Source organism: Pectobacterium jejuense (assembly GCF_026800125.1).
GTDB classification, from domain to species: domain Bacteria; phylum Pseudomonadota; class Gammaproteobacteria; order Enterobacterales; family Enterobacteriaceae; genus Pectobacterium; species Pectobacterium jejuense.
Window position 1 is genome coordinate 34,060 of record NZ_JAPQKX010000011.1, and the last position, 18,088, is coordinate 52,147.

The 18,088-nt window shown below is 52.2% G+C and carries 15 protein-coding genes; all 15 read left to right on the top strand.

The genetic code is table 11. The annotated features are described in order from the left end of the window. Positions 1-26 precede the first annotated feature (26 nt). The 15 genes from tsf (at position 27) to dnaE (ending at position 18,086) form a co-directional block, all read left to right on the top strand. Positions 27-878: a translation elongation factor Ts gene (gene tsf, locus NXT09_RS18515; RefSeq protein ID WP_010296401.1), complete on the top strand. Its 852-nt coding sequence runs from the start codon at positions 27-29 to the stop codon at positions 876-878. Positions 879-1,033: 155 nt separating this feature from the next. Further along, positions 1,034-1,759, top strand: a complete 726-nt coding sequence (gene pyrH, locus NXT09_RS18520; protein ID WP_010284821.1) for a UMP kinase — start codon at positions 1,034-1,036, stop codon at positions 1,757-1,759. Positions 1,760-2,020: 261 nt separating this feature from the next. Further along, positions 2,021-2,578, top strand: coding sequence for a ribosome recycling factor (frr, locus tag NXT09_RS18525; protein ID WP_010296407.1), 558 nt, complete (start codon positions 2,021-2,023; stop codon positions 2,576-2,578). A gap of 244 nt (positions 2,579-2,822) precedes the next feature. Continuing rightward, positions 2,823-4,019 carry a 1-deoxy-D-xylulose-5-phosphate reductoisomerase gene (gene ispC, locus NXT09_RS18530; RefSeq protein ID WP_268580819.1) on the top strand — a complete coding sequence of 399 codons (1,197 nt, stop codon included), beginning with the start codon at positions 2,823-2,825 and terminating at the stop codon, positions 4,017-4,019. A 220-nt stretch (positions 4,020-4,239) separates the two neighbouring features. After that, complete coding sequence (gene ispU, locus NXT09_RS18535) at positions 4,240-5,001, top strand: (2E,6E)-farnesyl-diphosphate-specific ditrans,polycis-undecaprenyl-diphosphate synthase (protein ID WP_014914449.1); 762 nt, start codon at positions 4,240-4,242, stop codon at positions 4,999-5,001. A gap of 9 nt (positions 5,002-5,010) precedes the next feature. After that, on the top strand, positions 5,011-5,868 hold the full coding sequence (gene cdsA / locus NXT09_RS18540; protein ID WP_180742182.1) for a phosphatidate cytidylyltransferase: 858 nt from the start codon (positions 5,011-5,013) through the stop codon (positions 5,866-5,868). A 21-nt stretch (positions 5,869-5,889) separates the two neighbouring features. Beyond that, entirely contained in the window at positions 5,890-7,245 is a 1,356-nt protein-coding gene (rseP, locus tag NXT09_RS18545; protein WP_268580820.1) for a sigma E protease regulator RseP, read from the top strand. A gap of 35 nt (positions 7,246-7,280) precedes the next feature. Next, entirely contained in the window at positions 7,281-9,710 is a 2,430-nt protein-coding gene (gene bamA / locus NXT09_RS18550; RefSeq protein WP_014914451.1) for an outer membrane protein assembly factor BamA, read from the top strand. Between the two features lie 143 nt (positions 9,711-9,853). Further along, positions 9,854-10,351, top strand: a complete 498-nt coding sequence (gene skp / locus NXT09_RS18555) for a molecular chaperone Skp (RefSeq protein ID WP_205552924.1) — start codon at positions 9,854-9,856, stop codon at positions 10,349-10,351. 3 nt (positions 10,352-10,354) lie between these two features. Beyond that, entirely contained in the window at positions 10,355-11,377 is a 1,023-nt protein-coding gene (lpxD, locus tag NXT09_RS18560) for a UDP-3-O-(3-hydroxymyristoyl)glucosamine N-acyltransferase (protein ID WP_268580821.1), read from the top strand. An 83-nt stretch (positions 11,378-11,460) separates the two neighbouring features. Beyond that, positions 11,461-11,934 (top strand): 3-hydroxyacyl-ACP dehydratase FabZ, encoded by a 474-nt coding sequence (gene fabZ / locus NXT09_RS18565; protein ID WP_172644777.1) that lies wholly within the window; start codon positions 11,461-11,463, stop codon positions 11,932-11,934. A 4-nt stretch (positions 11,935-11,938) separates the two neighbouring features. Next, complete coding sequence (lpxA, locus tag NXT09_RS18570; RefSeq protein ID WP_010284845.1) at positions 11,939-12,727, top strand: acyl-ACP--UDP-N-acetylglucosamine O-acyltransferase; 789 nt, start codon at positions 11,939-11,941, stop codon at positions 12,725-12,727. Positions 12,728-12,730: 3 nt separating this feature from the next. Next, positions 12,731-13,882 (top strand): lipid-A-disaccharide synthase, encoded by a 1,152-nt coding sequence (lpxB, locus tag NXT09_RS18575; RefSeq protein ID WP_268580822.1) that lies wholly within the window; start codon positions 12,731-12,733, stop codon positions 13,880-13,882. Positions 13,883-13,903: 21 nt separating this feature from the next. Then, on the top strand, positions 13,904-14,500 hold the full coding sequence (gene rnhB / locus NXT09_RS18580; RefSeq protein WP_268580823.1) for a ribonuclease HII: 597 nt from the start codon (positions 13,904-13,906) through the stop codon (positions 14,498-14,500). Positions 14,501-14,603: 103 nt separating this feature from the next. Further along, positions 14,604-18,086 (top strand): DNA polymerase III subunit alpha, encoded by a 3,483-nt coding sequence (dnaE, locus tag NXT09_RS18585; protein WP_205552917.1) that lies wholly within the window; start codon positions 14,604-14,606, stop codon positions 18,084-18,086. Positions 18,087-18,088 lie beyond the last annotated feature (2 nt).

Genomic DNA, 18,088 nt, shown 5'->3' on the forward strand with positions numbered 1-18,088 from the left:
AGAACAAATCTTCCGAGGATTTTAGAATGGCTGAAATTACCGCATCCCTGGTAAAAGAGCTGCGTGAGCGTACCGCTGCGGGCATGATGGAATGTAAGAAAGCGCTGGTTGAAGCTAACGGCGACATCGAGCTGGCAATCGAAAACATGCGTAAATCTGGCGCAATTAAAGCTGCGAAGAAAGCAGGTAACGTTGCTGCTGATGGCGTGATCAAAACTAAGATTGACGGTAACTACGCTGTGATCCTGGAAGTTAACTGCCAGACCGACTTCGTTGCTAAAGACGGTGGTTTCCAGGCATTTGCTGACAAAGTGCTGGACGCTGCAGTTGCAGGCAAAATCACTGACGTTGACGTGTTGAAAGCACAGTTCGAAGAAGAGCGTGTTGCACTGGTTGCGAAAATCGGTGAGAACATCAACATCCGTCGCGTTTCCGCTCTGGAAGGCGAAGTTCTGGGTAACTACCAACACGGTGCGCGCATCGGTGTTCTGGTTGCCGCTAAAGGCGCTGACGAAGAGCTGGTTAAACACCTGGCTATGCACGTTGCAGCAAGCAAACCAGAATTCGTTAAGCCAGAAGACGTGTCTGCTGAAGTGGTAGAGAAAGAGTACCAGGTTCAGTTGGAAATCGCGATGCAGTCTGGCAAGCCGAAAGAAATCGCAGAGAAAATGGTTGAAGGCCGTATGAAGAAATTCACCGGTGAAGTTTCTCTGACGGGTCAGCCTTTCGTTATGGATCCAGCTAAGTCTGTTGGTCAACTGCTGAAAGAGCACAACGCTGACGTGACTAACTTCATCCGTTTCGAAGTGGGTGAAGGTATTGAGAAAGTTGAGACTGACTTTGCTGCTGAAGTTGCAGCAATGAGTAAGCAGTCTTAATAGCAAAAAAAAGAGCCGCCAGTTGGCGGTTCCTTTTTATCCAGCCCAAAGAGTTTTAGTTCGCTTGGTTTCCTGCATTCAGATAGGAGCCGAGTGGAACAGTTTTGATTTTTACAACCCCCCAATACGACGACAGCCTGTAGGATAAGAACACCATGGCAACCAATGCAAAACCCGTCTATCAACGAATCCTGCTGAAGCTCAGTGGCGAAGCTTTACAGGGAACTGAAGGTTTTGGTATCGATGCGAGCATTCTGGATCGCATGGCTCAGGAAGTGAAAGAACTGGTTGAGTTAGGCATTCAGGTCGGTGTGGTTATCGGCGGTGGTAACCTGTTTCGTGGCGCGGGTCTGGCTAAAGCGGGTATGAACCGCGTTGTGGGCGACCACATGGGAATGCTGGCGACTGTCATGAATGGTCTGGCAATGCGTGATGCGTTGCACCGTGCCTATGTGAACGCTCGCCTGATGTCTGCTATTCCGCTGAATGGCGTCTGTGACAACTACAGCTGGGCAGAGGCGATTAGCCTGCTGCGTAATAACCGCGTAGTGATCTTCTCAGCCGGAACAGGCAACCCTTTCTTCACCACGGATTCTGCGGCTTGTCTGCGCGGCATTGAGATTGAAGCGGATGTCGTATTGAAAGCGACAAAAGTCGATGGCGTCTATTCTGCCGATCCCGTCAAAGATCCTTCAGCGACGATGTATGAAACGCTAACCTATCAAGACGTGTTAGAACGTGAGCTGAAAGTCATGGATCTTGCTGCGTTCACGCTGGCACGCGACCATAATTTACCAATCCGTGTTTTCAACATGAACAAGCCTGGCGCACTGCGTCGCGTTGTCATGGGTGAAAAAGAAGGGACGTTGATTAGTCAGTAATAACGGCTCACGCCAATTATGGGGTACTATACCCGTTATACTTCAAGCTGCATGTGTGTTGGCTTCCCTTACTCACCCCAGTCACTTACTTGAGTAAGCTTCTGGGGATTCATGCGGTTGCCGCCTTCACGCAACTCGAATTATTTAGGGTATAGATTCCTTGGCGTTATGCCATACGCCAGCCGCGCGCTGGCATTAATTATTCACCGGGTCATGTACTGACATGGCCTGCCAGGCAACCAGTTTTCAAGGGTTCACAACGTGACTAATGAAATCAGAAAAGATGCTGAAACGCGCATGGACAAATGTGTTGAAGCGTTTAAAAATCAGATCAGCAAAATCCGTACCGGCCGTGCATCGCCTAGCATTCTCGATGGCATCCAGGTTGAATACTATGGCAGCGCAACGCCACTGCGTCAGGTTGCGAACGTTGTCGTAGAAGATTCCCGCACGCTGGCGATTTCGGTATTCGATCGTTCACTTGGCCCGGCCGTTGAGAAAGCGATCATGGCTTCCGACCTCGGCCTGAACCCATCTTCTGCTGGCACCGTAATCCGTGTTCCGTTGCCACCGCTGACGGAAGAGCGCCGTAAAGACCTGATCAAAGTGGTTCGTGGCGAAGCAGAGCAGGGTCGTATCTCCGTACGTAACGTGCGCCGTGATGCTAACGACAAACTGAAAGCGCTGCTGAAAGATAAAGCGATTAGCGAAGATGAAGAACGTCGCGCTCAGGACGACGTGCAGAAACTGACTGACAACTTCATTAAGAAAGTGGACGTCGCTCTGGCAGAGAAAGAAGCGGAGCTGATGGAGTTCTAATCAGCCTGTTAAATAGTGCGTCGCAGGGAATCTGTGGGCTTGCCCTCTTTTTCCGGCGGCGCTTTATTTTATGGTTATACAAGGAATGGGTGAAGGCTAGCCCCTCTGGGTAGTAAACAATTTTTTTGCTGTGTATATGCCTGCGACTGTCGTGACTGTGATCGATAGCAGAGATATATCATGGTAATCGCCTCAGACTCGTGTACCTTCCTGTCATCAAATCCGGTTATTCAGAGCATTTTTAATGAAGCAACTGACAATTCTTGGTTCCACTGGCTCTATTGGCGTCAGTTCGCTGGCCGTCATTAAAGCCAATCCCGATAAATTTGCCGTACGCGCGTTATCCGCCGGGTACAACGTCAAGTTGATGCTGGAGCAGTGCCTCACTTTCCAACCCGCCTATGCCTCAATGGCTGATGAAGCCTCAGCAACTGCTCTGCGCCAGCAGTTGGCGGAATATGGTTGTAAAACGGAAGTGCTGGCTGGCGAGCAGGCCGCGTGTGACCTTGCTGCATTGGATGGCGTCGATCAGGTCATGGCCGCGATTGTGGGTGCGGCTGGGTTATTACCAACACTCGCGGCCATTCATGCCGGAAAACAGGTGTTGTTGGCGAACAAAGAATCACTGGTGACCTGCGGACGTCTCTTTATGGACGCTGTGGCGCAAAGTGGCGCACAGCTTTTACCGATTGATAGCGAACATAATGCGATTTTTCAGAGTTTACCTGAGCAAATTCAGCGTCAATTAGGCTACGCTTCATTGTCGCAGCATGGGGTCGAACGTATTGTTCTGACCGGTTCCGGTGGGCCGTTTCGTGAAACTCCGGTGTCGGCGCTGGCGGGCATGACGCCAGATCAGGCGTGTGCACATCCAAACTGGTCAATGGGGCGCAAAATTTCGGTTGATTCAGCCACGATGATGAACAAAGGGCTGGAGTATATCGAAGCGCGCTGGTTGTTTAATGCTTCTGCCGAACAGATGGAAGTCATTATTCATCCGCAGTCCGTGATTCACTCGATGGTGCGTTACCGTGATGGCAGCGTTCTGGCGCAGTTGGGATCGCCTGACATGCGTACGCCGATTGCCCATGCAATGGCTTATCCCGAACGTGTGGCATCGGGTGTAAAAGCGTTAGATTTCTGCCAGATTGGCGCGCTGACATTTTTGGCACCGGACTATGCGCGTTATCCTTGTTTACAGCTCGCTATTGATGCCTGTAATCATGGTCAGTCGGCCACCACGGCATTAAACGCCGCAAATGAAATTGCGGTAGCGGCATTTTTGCAGTCGCAGATCTGTTTTACGGATATTGCGGCGGTAAATCGTCATGTTATTGAACAACTTACATTACCAGAACCCACCAGCGTTGATGATGTTCTGTTTATCGACCGCTGGGCCAGACAGGTCGCAACACAGACCCTGACACATTATGCGCGATAGCTGGATAACGCACGCGCGATAGCTGGATAGCGCCGTGGCACAATTTGTTCATGTGCGGTGGAGGTGGTATAGTCTGCGCCACTCAATGGTTGATTATGCGAAAGTTGTTTAATCGACCGTGAAGCTAAGCCGTGATCGTTCACGGCTTTTTTTGCGCTAACGGGGTCTGATGTTACGGAAGGACTGTTGTATTTCTTGCTTGAGGAAATAAGTACGCGTTATGCCGTCCGATAATCAAAAAAATACTAACGATCTGCCACCCGCCGGGCCGCGGCATGTTGCCATTATCATGGATGGCAATGGTCGCTGGGCAAAAAGCCGAGGGAAAATGCGGATTTTTGGCCATCAGGCTGGTGTAAAAGCTGTGCGGCGTTCGGTCAGTTTTGCAGTAAGCCAAGGGCTGGACGCACTGACACTTTACGCATTTAGCAGTGAAAACTGGAACCGTCCGGCGCAGGAAGTTTCCGCACTCATGGAACTGTTTGTTAGAGCGCTGGACAGCGAAGTGAAAAGCCTGCACAAGCACAATGTTCGCTTGCGGGTCATTGGCGATATCGGCCGCTTCAGTCCGCGTTTACAAGAGCGAATCCGCCGTTCAGAAGCACTGACAGAAAAGAATCAGGGGCTCACACTGAATATTGCCGCGAATTATGGCGGCCGTTGGGATATTATTCAGGGAGTACGGCAACTTGCAGAGCAGGTGCAGGAAGGCATTCTGCGCCCTGATAGCATTAATGAAGCGTCATTATGTCAGTACATCTGTCTGCATGATCTGGCTCCGGTTGATTTGGTGATCAGAACCGGTGGAGAACACCGCATCAGTAATTTTCTTCTGTGGCAAATTGCTTATGCTGAACTTTACTTTACTGATGTCCTCTGGCCTGATTTCGATGAACAAGTCTTTGAAGGTGCGCTGAATGCTTTTGCACAACGCGAGCGCCGCTTCGGGGGAACAACACCTATCGATGCTGATGCATCCTAGGGGGAACTTTTGCTGAAGTATCGCCTGATTACTGCTTTTATTTTGATCCCGATTGTTATTGCAGCGCTTTTCTTGCTGCCTCCTCTGGGATTCACGCTTGTTACGCTGGCTGTCTGTATGCTGGCGGCATGGGAATGGGGTCAGTTGGCAGGGTTTGCCTCTTATGGTCAACGCCTGTGGCTCGCGATCCTGTGTGGTTTCTTGCTGGCGCTGATGCTGTTATCACTCCCGGCCTACCATTATTCCGTCCATATTCCACAAATCAGTATCGCGCTCTGGTCATCACTGGTGTGGTGGGGTGTCGCGCTGCTGTTGGTGCTGTTCTATCCGGCTTCCGCCTCATTCTGGCGTCATTCGCGTACATTGCGACTGGTGTTCGGTATCATGACGATCGTGCCGTTTTTCTGGGGCATGGTCGCGCTTCGCCATTACAATTACGCGATTAACCCATTTGCAGGCGCTTGGTGGCTGCTGTACGTCATGCTGCTGGTGTGGGGCGCGGACAGCGGTGCCTACATGTTCGGTAAACTGTTTGGTAAGCGTAAGCTCGCGCCAAAAGTCTCACCGGGCAAAACCTGGGAAGGCTTTCTCGGTGGCCTGGCAACCTCCGCGCTCATTTCCGTGCTGTTTAGCCTGTATGCGCCATTAACGATAGCGCCATCGACGTTGTTGATTTGTTCTATCGCCGCTGCGCTGGCCTCGGTACTGGGTGATTTGACGGAAAGTATGTTCAAACGCGAGGCGGGCATCAAAGACAGTAGCCATTTGATTCCGGGGCACGGTGGCGTGCTCGATCGTATCGACAGCCTGACTGCTGCGGTTCCTGTGTTCTCTTGCCTGATGCTGCTGCTGTTTAAAGTGGCTTAGAATAAAGCGGTAGAGCTATTTATGCTGAGTTTTCTCTGGAATCTTGCCGCGTTTATCATCGCACTGGGTGTGCTGGTCACTGTCCATGAATTTGGGCATTTCTGGGTAGCGCGCCGCTGTGGTGTGAAGGTCGAACGCTTCTCCGTCGGTTTCGGACGCGCGCTATGGCGTCGTCGCGATCGCACCGGTACTGAATTCGTGATTGCGCTGATCCCGCTTGGCGGCTACGTGAAGATGCTGGATGAGCGTGTCGATACGGTCGCGCCAGAATTCCGTCACCAGTCATTTAACAGTAAAACGGTCTGGCAGCGTGCGGCTATCGTTAGCGCGGGTCCGATTGCCAATTTCCTGTTTGCCATTGTGGCGTACTGGCTGGTGTTTATTCTCGGCGTACCGGGCGTGCGTCCGGTAGTGGGTGAAATACTGCCCAACTCCATAGCGGCGCAGGCGGAAATGTCGGCGGGAACGGAACTAAAGTCCGTTGACGGTATCGAAACGCCTGATTGGGATACTGCGCGTCTGGCCCTGATCGGTAAAATCGGCGATAGCGATGTTGTGATCGGAACCGCACCTTTAGGCTCTGACCGTGTCGTTCAGAAAACGCTGGATTTACGCGAGTGGCAGTTTGAGCCTGATAAGCAAGATCCTGCCGCCTCGCTCGGGATTATTCCGCGTGGCCCGCAAATTGAGCCGGTACTGCATCAGGTGCAGGCAGGGTCGGCGGCGGAAAAAGCAGGTTTGCAAGTCGGAGATAGGATCGTTAAAGTCGACGGGCAGGCGCTAGCGCAATGGCGTGATTTTGTTATCGCCGTGCGTGACAACCCCGGGCAATCTATTGCTCTGGAGGTGGAGCGCAACGGCTCAACAGTTCCGTTGACGTTAACGCCAGACAGCAAATCTGTGGGAAATGGCAGAGTTGAAGGGCTGGCAGGCGTTATGCCGAGTGTGACGCCGCTGCCTGAAGAATACAGGACTGTGCGCCAGTATGGGCCGTTCAGTGCGATCTACCAGGCAACAGATAAAACCTGGCAACTGATGAAATTGACCGTCAGTATGTTAGGGAAACTGGTTATGGGGGATGTTAAGCTGAACAACCTGAGTGGTCCCATTTCGATTGCTCAGGGCGCAGGAATGTCAGCAGATTATGGATTGATTTATTACCTGATGTTTTTGGCCTTAATCAGCGTCAATTTGGGGATCATCAATCTGTTCCCTCTGCCGGTATTGGATGGTGGACACCTGCTCTTTCTTGCGGTTGAAAAGTTGAAGGGCAGGCCGGTTTCTGAGCGTGTGCAGGACGTTAGCTATCGCATTGGTACAGTGTTGCTGATGTTGTTAATGGGACTCGCACTTTTCAATGATTTCTCTCGTCTCTAGGCGCGGGATTAGGTTAGGAAAAACGCATAACAACGATGGCGATCAAAAAGTTGCTCATAGCGTCGCTGCTGTTTAGCAGCGCAACCGTATACGGTGCAGACGGGTTCGTAGTGAAGGACATTCATTTCGAGGGCCTGCAAAGGGTTGCCGTCGGGGCGGCATTACTCAGTATGCCAGTCCGCGTTGGTGATACCATCGGTGACGATGATATCGGTAACACCATCCGTGCCTTGTTTGCGACCGGAAATTTTGAAGACGTTCGTGTGCTGCGCGATGGCGAAACGCTGATTGTGCAGGTGAAAGAACGTCCAACCATCGCCAGCGTCACGTTTTCCGGCAATAAGTCAGTCAAAGACGACATGCTGAAAGAAAACCTGGAGGCCTCTGGCGTGCGCGTCGGTGAAGCGTTAGACCGCACTGCGCTCACCAGCATCGAAAAAGGACTGGAAGATTTCTACTACAGCGTGGGCAAGTACAGTGCGTCGGTTAAAGCCGTTGTCACGCCACTCCCGCGTAACCGCGTAGACCTGAAACTGGTCTTCACGGAAGGCGTTTCCGCCAAGATCCAGCAGATTAATATTGTCGGTAACAAAGCGTTCAGCTCTGACGAATTGATCTCTCGTTTCCAACTGCGTGATGAAGTGCCGTGGTGGAACGTGGTTGGCGATCGTAAATATCAGAAACAAAAACTGTCTGGCGATCTGGAAACCCTACGGAGTTTCTATCTGGATCGCGGCTATGCGCGTTTCAACATCGATTCCACACAGGTGAGCCTGACGCCAGATAAAAAAGGCATCTACATCACCATCAATATGACGGAAGGCGAGCAGTACAAGCTGTCCGGCGTAGCGGTGAAAGGCAATCTGGCTGGTCACTCTGCGGAAATCGAAGGATTGACGAAGATTGAACCGGGTGAACTCTACAACGGGACGAAAGTGACCCGGATGGAAGAGGACATCAAGAAGCTGCTGGGTCGTTATGGCTATGCCTATCCGCGCGTGGTCACGCAGCCGGAAATTAATGACGCTGACAAAACGGTGAAATTAAACATCAACGTTGATGCCGGTAACCGTTTCTATGTGCGTCATATCCGCTTTGACGGTAACGATACGTCTAAAGACTCCGTTCTGCGCCGTGAAATGCGTCAGATGGAAGGTGCTTGGTTAGGCAACGATCTGGTTGAACAGGGCAAAGAGCGTTTAAACCGACTGGGATACTTTGAAAGCGTTGATGTAGAAACGCAGCGCGTTCCCGGCGTGGCCGATCAGGTTGATGTAACGTATAAAGTTAAAGAGCGTAATACGGGCACATTCAACTTTGGTGTCGGTTTCGGTACAGAAAGCGGTGTGAGCTTCCAGGCTGGGGTCCAGCAGGACAACTGGCTGGGAACGGGTAACTCCGTTGGTATCAGCGGGACGAAAAACGACTACCAGACGTATGTTGAGCTGTCACTGACCGATCCGTACTTTACCGTCGATGGCGTTAGCCTCGGTGGCCGCATATTCTATAACAAATTTGAGGCGTCAGACGCCGATCTGTCCGACTACACCAACGTGAGCTATGGCGTTGGCAGCACCTTGGGCTTCCCGATTAACGAGAATAACTCACTGCGTGTCGGTCTGGATTATGTGCATAACGATCTGTCGGATATGAGACCGCAGGTGGCGATGTGGCGTTATCTGGATTCCGTGGGCGTTAATCCATCCGTGGTTCAGGAAGGGAATAAATCTAGCGCTGACTTCAAAGCGAACGATTTCTTCCTGAATACCGGATGGTCGTATAACAATCTGGATCGCGGCTACTTCCCGACGAAAGGAACACGTGCGTCTGCGAATGCCAAGATCGCGGTACCGGGCTCAGACAACGAATACTACAAACTGACGTTTGATTCGGCTAGCTACTATCCGCTGAGCGACAGCGGTAACTGGGTCGTGATGGGCCGTACTCGCGCAGGCTTTGCGGATGGTATCGGTAGCAAAGAAGTGCCGTTCTACGACAACTTCTATGCAGGTGGTTCCAGTACGGTACGTGGCTTCCAATCGAATACGATTGGTCCTAAAGCAGCGTACTACAGGTGTGCTGCGGGTGCGACGTCTTATTCCAATTGTCCGATTGATTCGACCAATTTGGATGATGCCGTTGGCGGTAACGCGATGGCGGTATTGAGTGCGGAACTGATCGTGCCAACACCGTTTATCAGTGATAAATACGCGAGCTCCGTACGTACGTCCTTCTTTGTTGATGGTGGTACGGTATGGGATACCAACTGGAAAAATACACCTGCAACGATTGCCGCAGGCGTGCCGGATTACAGCAAGGCGAGCAACTTCCGTGTTTCCAGCGGTATCGCGTTGCAATGGATGTCTCCGCTTGGGCCATTGGTCTTCTCCTATGCCCAGCCGGTTAAAAAGTACGATGGAGACAAGTCGGAACAATTCCAGTTTAACATTGGCAAAACCTGGTAGTGTGACGTCAATAGGTCGTATGCAGGGAATGTCGCATCGTTGTTCATGGATATGAATGGTTGAACATAAGACGTTCATACTATGACGCGATGCTCATAATTAAAGTGTTAAGACACAAATTAGGTTAGGTTGAGGAGTTTATAGTGAAAAAGTGGTTATGTGCCGCAGGCCTCGGTTTAGCATTGGCTGCTTCAGCCAGCGTTCAGGCTGCTGACAAAATTGCCGTTGTTAACGTTTCCAGCATTTTCCAACAGCTGCCGCAGCGTGAAACCGTTGGTAAACAGTTGGAAAACGAATTCAAAGGTCGTGCTTCTGAACTGCAATCGATGGAAAACGATTTACAGGGCAAGATGCAGAAGCTGCAACGTGATGGTTCTACCATGAAAGCGAGCGAGCGCAGCAAAATGGAGAAGGACGTCATGGCGCAGCGCGAGCAGTTCTCTACTAAAGCGCAGGCTTTTGATCAGGACAACCGCCGCCGCCAGAATGAAGAACGCAACAAAATCCTGAGCCGTATTCAGGATGCGGTGAAAGCCGTTGCAACCAAAGAAGGTTATGATGTTGTGATTGACGCTAACGCTGTTGCGTATGTCGCCAATGCTAAAGACATTACTGCCGATGTGCTGAAACAGGTTAAATAATACATGTATTCAATTCGACTGGACGCGTTAGCTCAACAGTTGGATGCACAATTACACGGTGATGGCGATATCGTCATCACCGGTGTTGCTTCTATGCATTCAGCAAAAACTGGGCAAATTACGTTTCTTTCCGACAGTCGTTACCGTGAGCAACTGGCCGGGACGCAAGCGTCAGCGGTCGTGCTGACGGAAGCGGATTTACCTTACTGTCAGGTTGCAGCGCTGGTAGTGAAGAATCCCTATCTTACCTATGCGCGTATGGCGCAACTGCTGGATACGACACCGCAGCCGGCAAGCGATATTGCGCCGAGTGCGGTTATTGCTCCAGATGCGACGCTGGGCCAGAACGTGTCCGTTGGTGCAAATGCCGTCATCGAATCTGGCGCACAGCTGGGTGATGGCGTTGTCATTGGCCCTGGATGCTTTATCGGCAAAGATGCCCGCATTGGTGCCGGTACTCGTTTATGGGCAAATGTAACGATTTATCACCGCGTTGAGCTGGGTGAGCAGTGCCTGATCCAGTCGGGAACCGTGATCGGTTCTGACGGCTTTGGCTATGCCAACGATCGCGGCAACTGGGTGAAGATCCCGCAGTTGGGCACGGTCAGAATTGGCGATCGGGTTGAGATCGGTGCGAGCACAACCATCGATCGTGGTGCGTTGGATGATACGGTCATTGGTAATGGTGTTATCATTGATAACCAATGTCAGATTGCGCACAACGTTGTGATTGGCGACAATACCGCGGTAGCGGGTGGCGTCATTATGGCGGGGAGCTTGAAAATTGGTCGTTATTGTATGATCGGTGGTGCCAGCGTGATTAACGGGCACATGGAGATCTGCGATAAAGTGACGGTAACGGGAATGGGGATGGTCATGCGACCAATTACAGAACCTGGGGTATACTCTTCGGGCATTCCTTTGCAACCCAATAAAGTGTGGCGCAAAACTGCAGCGCTGGTGATGAATATTGATGAGATAAGCAAACGGTTGAAAGCCGTTGAACGAAAAGTCGATAACGTTTAATCACTCGCGTTTTATTTGCGGCCTGCCTGAAGACACCTAATTTAGGGTCTGCGCAGGCCGTGTTGTTGATGGCATCAGTTTTTATGGACAGGAAGAGTATTTTGACTACTGACACTCATACTCTGCATATTGAAGAGATTTTAGAATTATTACCGCACCGTTTCCCGTTTTTACTGGTTGATCGGGTACTGGATTTTGAAGAAGGGAAGTTTCTGCGGGCGGTGAAAAACGTCTCTTTCAACGAACCCTTCTTCCAGGGCCATTTCCCGGGCAAACCGATTTTTCCCGGCGTGCTGATTCTGGAAGCTATGGCTCAAGCTACTGGTATTCTTGCGTTTAAAAGCGTAGGTAAACTGGAGCCGGGTGAGCTGTACTATTTCGCCGCTGTAGACGAAGCGCGCTTTAAGCGTCCCGTGCAGCCAGGCGATCAAATGATCCTTGAAGTTGAATTCATCAAAGAGCGTCGCGGCGTTGCGCGCTTTAAAGGTGTTGCCAAAGTTGATGGCGAAGTGGCCTGTGAAGCGTCAATGATGTGTGCTCGCCGTCGGGAGTCCTGATAACGTGATTGATCAAACCGCCTTTATTCACCCTAGTTCGATTGTTGAAGACGGTGCCATTATTGGTGCTGGCGTTCATATTGGCCCGTTCTGCTATATCGGTTCTCAGGTTGAGATCGGTGCGGGGACGGTGCTGAAATCACATGTCGTCGTCAATGGCGTCACTAAAATTGGTCGCGACAACGAAATCTATCAGTTCACGTCAATTGGTGAAGTGAACCAGGATCTCAAATATGCCGGGGAACCGACCCGCGTTGAGATTGGCGATCGTAACCGCATCCGTGAAAGCGTCACGATTCATCGTGGCACGACACAGGGCGGCGGGTTGACTAAAGTCGGTAGCGATAACCTGTTGATGATCAACACGCATATCGCACATGACTGCGTAGTGGGCAATCGTTGTATTCTGGCGAATAACGCGACGCTGGGTGGCCACGTTTCCGTCGATGATTTTGCGATTATCGGTGGGATGACGGCGGTGCACCAGTTCTGCATCATCGGTGCCCACGTCATGGTTGGCGGATGTTCCGGTGTGGCGCAAGACGTGCCGCCGTATGTGATCGCGCAGGGTAACCACGCCACGCCGTTTGGCCTGAATATTGAAGGCCTGAAGCGTCGTGGATTCGAAAAAGACACCCTGCACGCGATTCGTAACGCGTACAAGCTCCTCTACCGCAGCGGTAGAACACTGGACGAAGTGAAACCGGAAATTGAAGCGCTGGCGGCTGAACACCCAGCTGTGCAGGCGTTTACCGATTTCTTTGCCCGTTCTACTCGCGGCATCATTCGTTAATCCATGTCATCACGTCCTTTGACTATTGGGCTGGTCGCCGGAGAAACTTCCGGCGACATCCTTGGCGCAGGCCTGATCCGGGCGCTAAAAGAAAAGGTGCCTGATGCGCGGTTTGTCGGCGTTGCCGGGCCACGTATGCAGGCCGAAGGCTGTGAAGCCTGGTACGAGATGGAAGAGTTGGCCGTCATGGGCATTGTTGAGGTGCTTGGACGACTTCCCCGCCTGCTGAAAATTCGGCGGGATTTAACCCAGCGCTTTAGCGAGCTTCAACCCGATGTTTTCGTGGGCATTGATGCGCCTGATTTCAATATCACGCTAGAGGGCAACCTCAAAAAGCGCGGTATCAATACCATTCACTACGTCAGCCCTTCCGTATGGGCATGGCGTCAAAAACGCGTTTTCAAAATAGGTAAAGCGACCAATCTGGTGCTGGCTTTTTTGCCTTTTGAAAAAGCGTTTTACGATCGTTTCAACGTACCTTGTCGCTTTATCGGTCATACGATGGCCGATGCGATGCCGCTGCACCCTGATAAGCTGGCTGCGCGTGCGACGCTGGGTATTGCGCCCGATGTGCCTTGTCTGGCGCTGCTGCCGGGAAGTCGCGGTGCCGAAGTTGAAATGCTTAGCGAAGATTTTCTCAATACGGCGGTGTTACTACGCCAGCATTTTCCCGATCTGGAAATTGTGGTTCCGCTGGTCAACAGCAAGCGCCGTGAACAGTTCGAGCGGATAAAAAGTAGCGTGGCGCCCGATCTACGCGTACATCTGCTGGATGGGCAAGCGCGAGAAGCCATGATTGCCAGTGATGCGGCGCTATTGGCATCGGGTACGGCAGCGCTGGAATGTATGCTGGCTAAATGTCCGATGGTCGTAGGGTATCGCATGAAGCCCTTTACCTTCTGGCTGGCTCAGCGTCTGGTCAAAACGCCGTGGGTGTCTCTGCCGAATTTGCTGGCGGGGCGTGAGCTGGTAGCCGAAAAGCTACAAACTGACTGTACGCCGGATAAACTGGCCGCTGCGCTGCTGCCGTTGTTTGCAAATACGGAGAAAATGGCTGAGTTACGCGCGACGTTTGTGGATTTGCATCAACAGATCCGCTGTAACGCTGATGAGCAAGCGGCTCAGGCGGTACTGGAATTAGTAAAGCCGTGTTAATAAAACCATGTTAATAAGACCATGAGTGAAATATTTGTCTATCCGCAGGCGAGCTGTATCGCTGGCGTTGATGAAGTGGGCCGGGGCCCTCTGGTTGGTGCGGTCGTGACGGCTGCGGTGATTCTTGACCCGACTAGGCCAATTGTCGGGCTGGCGGACTCCAAAAAGCTGAGTGAAAAACGTCGACTGTCGCTCTATGATGAAATCAAAGAGAAGGCATTGGCGTGGAGCCTTGGCCGTGCGGAACCGGAAGAGATTGACCAACTGAATATCCTGCATGCTACCATGCTGGCAATGCAGCGTGCGGTTGCCGGGTTGGCTGTCGTGCCTGATTTTGTTCTCATTGACGGCAACCGTTGCCCGGCTTTGCCGATGTCCGCTCAGGCGGTCGTTAAAGGGGATAGCCGCGTGGCAGAAATCAGCGCGGCCTCGATTATGGCGAAAGTGACTCGCGATCGTGAGATGGTCGAGTTGGATCAACGCTTCCCCGCTTATGGTTTTGCCCAACACAAAGGCTATCCAACGGCTTTTCATCTGGAGAAACTGACCGCACTGGGTGCCACTGAGTTTCACCGTCGGAGCTTCGCGCCAGTCAAACGTGCACTAGGGTTGACTTAAAACATAGGTCTGGCGTAAACATCATCATTAACTCTCGGTATGGCGTGGGCACGTAAGTGTGCCGTTGCCATGCTGACTAATCGATAAATTCTGGGATCTGGAGATGGCCGAACCACGTTTTGTTCACCTGCGTGTTCATAGTGACTATTCCATGATCGATGGGCTGGCCAAAGTCGGTCCGCTGGTAAAAAAAGCGGCGGCACTCGGCATGCCAGCGCTGGCGATTACTGATTTTACCAACCTGTGTGGGCTGGTTAAATTCTATGGCGGCGCGCATGGCGCGGGAATCAAGCCCATTATCGGTGCAGATTTCTGTGTCGAAAGCGACGAGTTGGGTGATGAGCTCGCGCATCTTACCGTCCTGGCCATGAATAATGCTGGCTACCAGAATCTTACGCTGCTGATTTCCCACGCTTACCAACGCGGTTATGGCGCTGCCGGGCCGACAATTGACCGGGATTGGCTTGTTGAGCATCAGGAAGGGCTGATTTTACTGTCTGGCGGCCGCCGGGGTGATGTCGGTCGATTTTTGCTGCGTGGTAACCAGGCGCAGGCCGAACAGTGTCTGGCCTTCTATCAGGAACACTTCCCACAGCGTTACTATCTGGAACTGATCCGCACGTCCCGCCCCGATGAAGAAAGCTATTTGCACGCCGCCGTTGAACTGGCGACGAAGCACGGCGTGCCCGTGGTGGCAACCAATGAAGTGTGTTTTATCAGCACCGATGATTTTGACGCTCACGAAATCCGCGTTGCCATTCACGATGGCTACACGCTTGATGACCCCAAACGCCCACGTAATTACAGCCCTCAACAGTACATGCGTACCGAAGAGGAAATGTGCGAGCTGTTTGCGGATATCCCTGAAGCACTGGCGAACAGCGTTGAAATTGCCAAGCGCTGTAACGTAACGATTCGTCTGGGTGAATATTTCCTGCCGCAGTTCCCAACGGGCGACATGAGTACGGAAGATTTTCTGGTTCAGTGCTCGAAAAAGGGGCTGGAGGAGCGTCTCGAATTCCTGTTCCCCGATCCGGAAGTGCGCGCTGAGCGTCGGCCTGAATATGATGAGCGTCTGGATATTGAGCTGGGCGTTATCAACCAGATGGGGTTCCCCGGCTACTTCCTGATCGTAATGGAATTTATTCAGTGGTCGAAGGATAACGACGTGCCAGTTGGGCCAGGACGTGGTTCTGGTGCGGGTTCGTTAGTGGCCTACGCGCTGAAAATCACCGATCTAGATCCGCTGGAATTCGACCTGCTGTTCGAACGCTTCCTCAATCCTGAACGTGTTTCCATGCCAGACTTTGACGTCGATTTCTGTATGGAAAAGCGCGACAAGGTTATCGATCACGTTGCGGAAATGTACGGGCGTGATGCGGTATCGCAGATTATCACCTTCGGTACGATGGCGGCGAAAGCGGTGATTCGTGACGTAGGCCGCGTGCTTGGGCACCCTTATGGGTTTGTCGATCGTATTTCAAAGCTGGTGCCGCCCGATCCGGGTATGACGCTCGAAAAAGCGTTTGCTGCTGAACCGCAGTTGCCGGAAATTTATGAAGCCGATGAGGAAGTTAAGGCCCTCATCGATATGGCGCGTAAGCTCGAAGGCGTAACGCGTAACGCGGGTAAACATGCGGGTGGGGTGGTGATATCCCCCACCAAGATTACCGATTTCGCACCCCTGTATTGCGATGCGGAAGGGAACCATCCGGTTACCCAGTTCGATAAGAACGACGTGGAATATGCCGGGCTGGTGAAGTTCGACTTCCTTGGCCTGCGTACGCTGACCATCATCGACTGGGCGCTGGGGATGATTAACGCCCGTCGCGCGAAGCAAGGGCTGGAACCGATTGATATTGCGGCGATTCCGCTCGAAGATAAGAAAAGCTTCGACATGCTGCAACGCTCGGAAACCACAGCGGTATTCCAGCTTGAATCGCGCGGCATGAAAGACCTGATCAAACGCCTTAAGCCCGACTGCTTTGAAGATATGATCGCACTGGTGGCGCTGTTCCGCCCCGGCCCACTGCAATCCGGCATGGTAGATAACTTCATAGACCGTAAGCATGGTCGTGAAGCGATCTCGTATCCTGATATCGAATGGCAGCATGAGTCACTCAAGCCTGTGCTGGAGCCGACCTACGGCATTATCCTGTATCAGGAACAGGTCATGCAGATTGCGCAGGTTCTGGCGGGCTATACGCTGGGCGGCGCGGATATGCTGCGTCGTGCGATGGGGAAAAAGAACCCGGTCGAAATGGCGAAGCAGCGCGGTGGCTTCGAAGATGGTGCCAAATCTCGCGGCGTGAACGGCGAGCTGGCGGTGAAGATTTTCGATCTGGTGGAAAAATTCGCCGGTTATGGCTTTAATAAATCTCACTCCGCGGCGTATGCGCTGGTGTCTTACCAAACGCTATGGCTGAAGGCGCACTATCCGGCAGAGTTCATGGCGGCCGTAATGACGGCCGATATGGACAACACGGATAAAGTGGTCGGTCTGGTTGATGAATGCTGGCGGATGGGGTTAAAAATCCTGCCTCCGGACATCAACAGCGGGCTGTATCACTTCCACGTTAACGATGATGGCGAGATTGTTTACGGCATCGGTGCGATTAAAGGCGTGGGTGAAGGCCCGATCGAAGCGATTATCGAAGCGCGTAATCAGGGCGGCTATTTTAGAGAGCTGTTTGATCTCTGTGCGCGTACCGACATTAAAAAGCTGAACCGCCGCGTGCTGGAAAAGCTGATTATGTCTGGGGCATTCGACCGTCTGGGACCACATCGTGCCGCGTTGATGAATTCATTGCCTGATGCGCTGAAGGCCGCCGATCAGCATGCGAAAGCGGAAGCTATCGGTCAGGTGGATATGTTCGGCGTGTTGGCCGATGCGCCTGAACAGGTTGAGCAATCCTACAGTACGGTGCCACCGTGGCCGGAGCAGGTGGTGCTGGATGGTGAACGGGAAACGCTGGGGCTATATCTGACCGGCCACCCGATCACGCAATATATTAAGGAAATTGAACGCTATGCCGGTGGCGTGCGTTTGAAAGATATGCACCCGACGGATCGGGGTAAAATGACCACTGCCGTTGGGCTGGTGTTGGCGGCTCGCGTCATGGTCACCAAGCGGGGTAACCGTATTGGTGTCTGTACATTGGACGATCGTTCCGGTCGTCTTGAGATAATGCTGTTTACCGATGCATTGGAAAAATATCAGCATTTACTTGAGAAAGACCGTATCCTTATCGCCAGTGGACAGGTCAGCTTTGATGACTTCAGCGGCGGGCTTAAAATGACCGTCCGAGAGTTAATGGATATCAGTGAAGCGCGGGAAAAATACGCGCGCGGGCTTGCTATCTCGCTGACTGACAGGCAAATTGATGACCAGCTATTAAACCGTCTCCGCCAATCGTTGGAACCCCATCGATCGGGGACGATCCCAGTGCATCTCTATTACCAGCGTGAAGATGCGCGCGCCCGACTACGTTTCGGCGCAGCATGGCGTGTAACGCCTGCCGATGCGCTACTGAACGAGCTGCGCACATTAGTGGGTAATGAGCAGGTGGAACTGGAATTTGACTAATA

Bases quoted from the DNA above. Each gene is read 5' to 3' on its own strand.
- fabZ (WP_172644777.1), top strand. From the start codon at position 11,461: ATGGACAGGAAGAGTATTTTGACTACTGACACTCATACTCTGCATATT.
- rseP (WP_268580820.1), top strand. From the start codon at position 5,890: ATGCTGAGTTTTCTCTGGAATCTTGCCGCGTTTATCATCGCACTGGGT.
- tsf (WP_010296401.1), top strand. From the start codon at position 27: ATGGCTGAAATTACCGCATCCCTGGTAAAAGAGCTGCGTGAGCGTACC.
- ispC (WP_268580819.1), top strand. From the start codon at position 2,823: ATGAAGCAACTGACAATTCTTGGTTCCACTGGCTCTATTGGCGTCAGT.
- dnaE (WP_205552917.1), top strand. From the start codon at position 14,604: ATGGCCGAACCACGTTTTGTTCACCTGCGTGTTCATAGTGACTATTCC.
- lpxB (WP_268580822.1), top strand. From the start codon at position 12,731: ATGTCATCACGTCCTTTGACTATTGGGCTGGTCGCCGGAGAAACTTCC.
- pyrH (WP_010284821.1), top strand. From the start codon at position 1,034: ATGGCAACCAATGCAAAACCCGTCTATCAACGAATCCTGCTGAAGCTC.
- ispU (WP_014914449.1), top strand. From the start codon at position 4,240: ATGCCGTCCGATAATCAAAAAAATACTAACGATCTGCCACCCGCCGGG.
- lpxD (WP_268580821.1), top strand. From the start codon at position 10,355: ATGTATTCAATTCGACTGGACGCGTTAGCTCAACAGTTGGATGCACAA.
- rnhB (WP_268580823.1), top strand. From the start codon at position 13,904: ATGAGTGAAATATTTGTCTATCCGCAGGCGAGCTGTATCGCTGGCGTT.
- bamA (WP_014914451.1), top strand. From the start codon at position 7,281: ATGGCGATCAAAAAGTTGCTCATAGCGTCGCTGCTGTTTAGCAGCGCA.